We start from the raw sequence: 7,749 nt of genomic DNA on the forward strand, positions 1-7,749 counted from the left end.
GGGCATGCAAGTAGTTGGAATTGCTGATCATGGCAGGAAAGCACTTGATTTATGTCTGGAACTTCAACCAGATATTCTGGTAACGGATATACAAATGCCATTTTGCAACGGATTAGAAGTAGCGATTGAGCTTATGGAAAAGGACATTCCAACGAAAATTATTTTGATAAGTGGTGTACAGGATTTTAACTATGCCAGGCTAGCTCTGAATGTGAAAGCAACAGGTTACATCCTTAAGCCCATTCAGCTGAAAGAAGTGATATCCGTCTTGAAAAAAGCACGGGATACCATTGAAATGGAGTTTCAACGCGATCAGGTCATTCAGCGACTCACGTCGCAACTATCGGAAAACATGTCGTTAATGCGAGATAAGTTTCTAACCAATCTGATTGTGGATGGGATGGAGAGCAACGACGAACTTCAAGAACGTTTAGTGTATTTCAATTTGCCGTTTCGAATCACACAAGACATCACAGTTGCCGTTGCCAAAATTGATGAGTATGAACATCGGGTGCGAAGAGAAGGTGTAGAGCGCGTACAGTTTTTTAACTTTTCCATCAAGAACATCATTGAGCGAACTTTAAATAACTTTCAGGCGGGCATCTGCTTCTCAACAAAAGACAATGAATTTGTCATTATTTTTAACGAGGAATACGGCTATGAAGATAAAATGAATCAAATTTTTGAGGGAATTGAACAATTGCTGATTGATTTCGAAGGGATTTCGCTTTCAATTGGCATTGGAAATTGTGTGAGTGTGAACACGGCTAATCTGTCCTATCGCTGCGCTTGCAATGCTGTAGGCTACAAGTTTTATACCGGTAATAATTCCATCATTCATATTAATGATATTATCGACTCCAATACCATTGATAAAATGAGCGATTTGAATCATAATGCCAGATTGAATGAACTGCAAAAGCATCTGCTAATTGAAATTAAGCTCGGCGAACGTTCGAAAGTGATGAAACTATTCGAAGAATATTATTTGCTGCTTTCAAGAGTCAATCAATTTTCTCAGGAATATATACGAGGTCGTTTTCTGGAATTAGTTATTGACGCTCATCGTGAAATCTGTGAAACCGAAGATGAAGTGGAGGAAGTAAACGTTCACTACATGGTTTCTTTGCAATCGATTATGAGGGTAGAATCCATTTCAGAGATCAAGCCCCATACAAGTAAAATGCTAATCTGCATTGCCGACTACTACTGCGCTAAGTACAACAAGAAACATAACACCTTGGTTGAACGCATTAAAAACTATGTGATCCAGCACTACAAAGAACATATTTCACTCACAGAGATTGCGAACGAAGTGTTCATGTCTCCTACCTATATGTGTGCGGTGTTCAAACGCGAGACTGGAAAAACGATCAATGAGTATATCATAGACATGAAGATGAATGATGCCAAAAAAATGTTGGAAAACACCAGAATGAAAATTATGGATATTTCCGAGAATCTGGGGTATGAGAACTCTCAGTATTTCAGCTACTCATTTAAAAAGTATTCAGGGGAAACGCCACAACAATATAGAAACAAGTTTGTTCTGAAAGTATAAATTTAATACTGAAATGGAGCCTGTTAACATGAAACAATTGACTCTTGGAAATAGTGATTTGAGAACATCAGAGATATCCCTTGGTTGTATGCGAATTGCGGAGATGGAACCTGTAGAGGTTGCACGCTTAATCGAGGCCGCATTGGAATCTGGGATTAACCTGTTTGATCATGCCGATATTTATGGCAATGGGAAGTCGGAGGAAGTGTTTGCGGAGGCTGTCCGCATGAGGCCCGTTGTTCGTGAGCACATATATATCCAATCGAAATGCGGGATTCGGAGTGGGTATTACGACTTTTCGAAAGACTATCTTGTATCATCTGTAGATGGGATTCTGGATCGATTAAATACGGACTATCTAGATATGCTTATTTTGCATCGGCCGGATACGCTAATGGAACCTGAGGAGGTCGCCGAAGCCTTCGATCAGTTGTATGCTAGTGGCAAGGTTCGACATTTCGGAGTCAGCAACCATAATTCCATGCAGATCGAATTGCTAAGCAAATACGTTAATCAGAAGTTGCTTGTCAATCAGCTGCAATTCGGCCCGGCCTTCAGCGGCATGGTCGATGCGGGTCTCAACGTAAATATGCATAACGATTCATCCATTCATCGTGACGGTAGTATTTTGGAGTATTGTAGAGTAAAGGATATAACTAACAGAAATGGCAAAAGCAAGTGAAGTTACACTAAACAAGCAAGAATGGTATGAAATATATCAGGCAGCGGGTAATAAGCTGCCTTAAGGCTTGATACGAAAACCCGCGGCTGTTTGTACAAAGCCAACGTCATAGACAAGGTATTGTACAGAGATCCCAGCCTATTGCTGCGGGTCTCTTTTTTTGTTCGGGTTAGCAGCTTTGAAAATAACATTTCCCAACGGTACATATTTTTGTCTTCCTGTTTAATAATAAGGAACATGAATCCAAGTTTAAAATGCATAGGGAGACAAATATGCCAAACGAAATAGAGGAATTACACATTAAAGAGAGCCGAATGGAACTCGATTATTGGCTGCAACATGACGTTTTTTCACTCAAGTGGTGGATCATCGTTATTGTGAATGTGCTTTTTGTTGTGTTGCTACTTATCAATATGGATCGAAAAAGGACACTCAGCACAGCAATGGCTTTCCTGACCGGTTTTATCATTGTCGGGGTGGTCGACCAAGTCGGCAAATTTTTTGACTTGTGGCGATACCCGCATCAGCTTATGCCGTTTACCGAGAACTTGAATGCCGTCGACTTCTTTGTTGTTCCCTCTATATTTGCGTATATGTATCAGAAGTTTTCTACCTGGAAGTCCTTTCTGATTGCAGATCTAGTGGCATCGCTAGCCGTTTCGTATGTCGGTGAGCCCATCTTTGTATCTCTTGGCATGTATCAGTTGGTGAAATGGTCCTATTGGGAGTCATTGTTAGTGCTGTTTCCGATTGCGATTCTTGTGAAAGCATTCGTTGACGTATCTCACAGCAACGTCTTTCATTTTGATAGCGATCAGGAATTGGTCATAAATTTTAATCATAGAAACAAGAAGAAAATAAGATGAATGGAGAGTTCCGGATGGCGGCTCTTTAACTGGAGATGAATGTATGACGAAAGCAGACTCAATCAGCTCATCAGAGCTGGGGACACTTTGGCTTACCTATCAGCAAAAGACACTCATTCTTCGGGTGTTGGATTATTTCATAGCGAAAACGGAAGATCGTGAAGCAAGGAATATTATGGGAGGCCTATGGCAGGATCTTAATCATTATGTGAATAAAATTACGGATCTGTTCGAAAACCAAGGCATTGTCATACCTGTTGGTTTTACCAAAGGAGATGTCAATTTAGAGGCGCCGAAGCTGTACGACAATGGATTTGATATCATGTTCCTTCGCATATTGAAAGAAATAAGTATGGGCATGTATACGCTCAATTTAAATATGTCCTACCAAGGCGAGGTAATGGATATCTATGAGGGATTGACGGTCGTTACTCAAAATGTCTATAAAAGATCAACCGAATATCTGCTTAAAAAAGGGATTCTCACCACGCCTCCCAAAGTTACGATGCCTATCGCCAATGAGTTTATTGAGAGCAAAGACTATTTGAGCGGATTTCATCTTTTTGGAGATAAAAGAGCTTTAAATACAATCGAAGTAGGCATTCTTCATCATGGGATTGAGACAAATAATATTGGATTGCAGCTCATTTCAGGCTTTGCCCAATGTGCGAATACCACAGAAGTAAAGGAATATTTTGTGAGTGGAATGGAGCTTGCAAAGAAACAAATCAAATCCTTTGAAGATATCCTCCTCCAGAGCAATATCCAATTCTCGGCTACTTCAGGGAGCACAGTAACAACTTCTACGATTGCCCCCTTTTCAGAGAAGCTCATGATGTTCTGCATTCACCTTCTTAATACTTTCGGTATGGTCAGCAGCAGCTTTGGTACTATTTTTACATTGAGAAATGATTTGAGTTTGAAGGCAGGATTAATCGCCAAGGATATCTATGTATACTCACACGACGGCATTAAGCTGATGATTAAGCATGGTTGGTTGGAGGAACCGCCGCAAATGGAGGACCGCAAACAGCTTATCAAGCAGTAAAATCAAATAAAGAAGAGACCCCTATGACAAAAGATGAACTTGAGAAAATTTTATGGAGCATCGCACTGCCAGGATTCCCTCAACTTTTGGATGGCAAGCTTGCAAAAGGTGTTCTTTTCATTGGATTAGAAATATTAATCAATGTCCAATCCAATTTTAATACGGCTATCATGTTAAGTTTTCAAGGAAATACGGAGAAAGCAACGCAAGTAACCAATTATCAGTGGTTAATGTTTTATCCTTGTCTCTACTTTTTTGCTATGTGGGATGCTTATCGGGATGCGCTTGGTGAAAAAAGGTCATTCATGTTTATGCCATTCGCTTTCTCTGCCTACTTGGTTACGGTCGGTGTGATGTATTCTTCAACGTTTCGTATAAAAAATGTGCTGCTTGGTCCCATATGGCTTCCTATGATTTGCGCACCCATAGGGTTATCGGTCGGGCTAATTTTGATGAAAGTCACTAAGCGATTTGTGCGATCAGAAAATCAGAAATAGGTGATATTCCAGTGAAAAAGACCGGCTCATATGTTGAGTCGGTTTTCTGATTCCCAAGATGGAACGAAACTTAATAAGAAAAAGGCAGTGTTATTTCAATGATCGTGCCTTTGTTTACTTCACTTTCAACATGGATTTTACCAGCGTGATTCTCTATAATTTTTTTGCTTACCATAAAACCTAGTCCGGTTCCATTTTCCTTTGTTGTATAAAAAGGTTGACCTAGTTTGGAGAGGACTTCTTTTGGAATTCCACAGCCTTGGTCAGCTAGACGTATAATCGTCTCTTGATCATTATCACTATTGACTTCTATCGTTATTTTACCGCCATTTGGCATGGATTCAATGGCGTTCTTGATGAAATTGATAAAAACCTGCTTCAGTTGATTTTCATCGCAATAAAGATGGGTAGCTCCCGGCTTGAATTCAGCCAAAAACTCAACATTGTTTAGGATTGCTTGAGAATCTAAAAGTGTCATAACTTGGCTTAATAACACCCGTATATCTTTTCTCTCAAATTTAATGGATTGCGGCTTCGCCAGTATTAATAGTTCACTGAGAATCAGCTCAATCCGTTCGATTTCGGAGGTCATGATATCGAAATAGACGGGTTTCTCMCCAAATCCTGATTTCATTAATTGAATGAACCCTTTGATTGAGGTAATAGGATTCCTGATCTCATGCGCGATACCAGCGGCTAATTGCCCAGCTACAGATAATTTCTCGGAATTTTGAAGGTGTTCTTGAGCAATCTTCCACTCTGTAATATCCCTGAAGATAACGGACCAACCAATCTGTGTCCCTTTACCATTAAGAATAGGAGAAGCGGTTAATACCACGTTCAACAAATCCCCATTTTTATGTAATCGTTTCGTTTCGACGCCATTGACTGACTGCCCCGTTTGCACTTGTTCACGACTATGTTTGAACTCCTCTAGGCATTCAGCAGGAATGAAAGGAAGGAGATGTAATTCAACGCCAGTGACTTCTTTCTTAGACCACCCGAATATATGCTCAAAGGCTTCATTCACTCTTTGAACAAAACCTTCATTATTGAAAATTAATATGGAATCCCTCGTTATTTTCGATGAACGACTCCAACTGCTCTGTTTTCGCTTTAAGCTCCTCTTCCGCAAGCTTTTTAGCTGTAACATCACGACAAATACCTGTAATCCCTATGATTGTTCCACTGCGATCTCGAAGAGGGGATAATGTTGCCTCCACATGGATTAGAATGCCGTCTTTTCGCAGGCGAGTGGTCTCCAAACCCACAATAGTTTCTCCTGCTTTAATTCCTTGGTGAATTTGATCTATAGCATCCTTGAGAGAGTCAGGAATGATAGGCAGCTTGTGGCCTTTAACCTCTTCAGCGGACCAACCAAACAGCGTTTCAAAGGCGGGATTCACTTCTAGAAGGGTATCCTCGGCATCGATCATCCACATGGCATCCGCATTATTTTCAATAAATGATTCCAGCTGCTCTGTTTTCGCTTTAAGATCCTCTTCTGCTAACTTTCTTTCGGTAATATCCTTGATTTGAGTAATAAGAAACGAAGGTTGCCTATGTTCGTCCCTCATGCAATTGATAGCCAGTAATACCCATACAGTGAACCCATTTTTGTGGATAAAACGTTTCTCCATTTGGAGGCTATCGATTATGCCATCTGAAAATTGGTTCCTTGCATGTCCTGTTTGCTCTAAATCATCTGTATGAATGATGTCTTGAATGGTCATGCCAAGGAACTCTGATTCCGAATAACCAGTCATTTGGCATAACGATGAATTCACTTGCAGCCAATTTCCTTGAGTTGAGAGTAATGCCATGCCAATTGGAGAGAATTCAAATACTTGAGAGAACAGTTCGGGCTGTGAAATATCTAGTTTCTTTGCCATATATCCTCCTGATCCACATAAGATTCCTATTCAAATAATTGGACAAAGAGCGGCGTTTTTCCTTTGTGTAAATGAACGGTATTCAAGTGGGCGAAACGTTTATTCGCGCTCAAAGAGCCCCTTCCCCTAATGGGAGAGGCTCATTGTATAAGTTTCAGCTGTTAACTCCGAATTCCCTTGTAGATAAAGGCAATAACTTCTTTCTCAATTGGATAGTCTCCGACTTCTTTTTCTCCGATGATCACTTCAAGCATTCCCGTATTGGAGACCGAGATCATGCTCATGCATCCAAGGATGAAACGCAAAGCATTGGATATGGATTCAAATTGAAAAATGCCTTGATCCCGTCCGTTCTCCAGAATACTTTTTAATTTATTTGTAGAGTTTTGAATAAACGTAATGATTTTGTCCGCTCTTGTACTATTCATGGCTAGTTCTTGTCTAATGATCAGTGAAATTTCCCGTTCTTGCCGATAAAAGGCAATCATAACCTCTAGATATTTCTGCAAATCTAGCTTGGGATCTCCCGTCTCGACGGAAAAGGGCAGCTTCTCGAGCGGCTCTAGAATGGCGAGAAATACGTTTTCCTTGCCTCCGAAATGATAAGAAACCAGCGGCAATGAAACACCGGCCTCGTCACAAATCTTTCTGACGCTCGTCCCTTCGTAGCCTTGTTCGGAGAACAGCTTTTTAGCAGATATGATAATTTTGTGTTTAACATCGATTTCTTGTTTGTTCATATAGGAATCAACTGCACCTCCGTTTAACAGTTGTTAGCAACACCTGTTCTAACGAATTTTAAAGGAGAATATCACTTTAGTCAAACGCCTGCGATTCCTCGAAAAGGATCACAGGCTATTTCATTTTTGGGAAACGGTTGTCGGAAAAATTTTCATTGACGGTTCTAATAATGAGGTCATATAATAACCTCCATAGAGTTTAACGATCGTTAAAAACGATTGTTAAGAACAAATGTTAAAAAGACAGATGGAAAAGAAGAAAGAGGAGAAAACATGAAACGAAAAATTATGTTGTATGTCATTTTAGCAGTTATCGTTCTTGGCGGAGGCAGTATTGCCGGGTATTTCTGGTATGAAGGCCAGAACTTCATCTCAACCGATGACTCCCGACTGGCCGGCGATATCTACAAAGTGATGCCACGCATTACTGGTAAGGTAACGTCCTTGCAGATCGACGAAGGTG

The 7,749-nt window shown here is 40.4% G+C and carries 7 protein-coding genes and 2 pseudogenes; 6 read left to right on the forward strand and 3 right to left on the reverse strand.

Going from position 1 to position 7,749, the window contains the following annotated elements; translation table 11 throughout:
* The 5 genes and pseudogenes from AC1DUA_RS20485 to AC1DUA_RS20505 form a co-directional block, all read left to right on the forward strand.
* The coding region (locus AC1DUA_RS20485) for an AraC family transcriptional regulator (RefSeq protein ID WP_477501531.1) at nucleotides 1-1,561 on the forward strand (1,561 nt) is incomplete at its 5' end.
* A 28-nt stretch (nucleotides 1,562-1,589) separates the two neighbouring features.
* A pseudogene (locus AC1DUA_RS20490) lies at nucleotides 1,590-2,307 on the forward strand (aldo/keto reductase).
* Between the two features lie 208 nt (nucleotides 2,308-2,515).
* The gene (locus tag AC1DUA_RS20495) at nucleotides 2,516-3,109 is read left to right on the forward strand and encodes a CBO0543 family protein (protein WP_477501532.1); all 594 of its coding nucleotides are present in this window, start codon (nucleotides 2,516-2,518) and stop codon (nucleotides 3,107-3,109) included.
* A 43-nt stretch (nucleotides 3,110-3,152) separates the two neighbouring features.
* Complete coding sequence (locus AC1DUA_RS20500) at nucleotides 3,153-4,157, forward strand: DUF3231 family protein (RefSeq protein WP_477501533.1); 1,005 nt, start codon at nucleotides 3,153-3,155, stop codon at nucleotides 4,155-4,157.
* A 23-nt stretch (nucleotides 4,158-4,180) separates the two neighbouring features.
* A complete protein-coding gene (locus tag AC1DUA_RS20505) occupies nucleotides 4,181-4,654 on the forward strand; it encodes a hypothetical protein (protein ID WP_477501534.1) in 474 nt (157 codons plus the stop codon).
* 70 nt (nucleotides 4,655-4,724) lie between these two features.
* Here the strand turns inward: AC1DUA_RS20505 and AC1DUA_RS20510 are convergent, their stop codons facing one another.
* The 3 genes from AC1DUA_RS20510 to AC1DUA_RS20520 form a co-directional block, all read right to left on the reverse strand.
* Nucleotides 4,725-5,684: an ATP-binding protein gene (locus tag AC1DUA_RS20510; RefSeq protein WP_477501535.1), complete on the reverse strand. Its 960-nt coding sequence runs from the start codon at nucleotides 5,682-5,684 to the stop codon at nucleotides 4,725-4,727.
* 19 nt (nucleotides 5,685-5,703) lie between these two features.
* Nucleotides 5,704-6,546: a PAS domain-containing protein gene (locus tag AC1DUA_RS20515; RefSeq protein ID WP_477501536.1), complete on the reverse strand. Its 843-nt coding sequence runs from the start codon at nucleotides 6,544-6,546 to the stop codon at nucleotides 5,704-5,706.
* A gap of 161 nt (nucleotides 6,547-6,707) precedes the next feature.
* Complete coding sequence (locus AC1DUA_RS20520) at nucleotides 6,708-7,286, reverse strand: TetR/AcrR family transcriptional regulator (RefSeq protein ID WP_477501537.1); 579 nt, start codon at nucleotides 7,284-7,286, stop codon at nucleotides 6,708-6,710.
* Between the two features lie 273 nt (nucleotides 7,287-7,559).
* On the opposite strand from AC1DUA_RS20520, the pseudogene AC1DUA_RS20525 reads away from it, so the two are divergent.
* Nucleotides 7,560-7,749, forward strand: a pseudogene (locus tag AC1DUA_RS20525) (HlyD family secretion protein); the annotation flags it as partial.

It is taken from the genome of Paenibacillus sp. 01T422 (assembly GCF_056398785.1).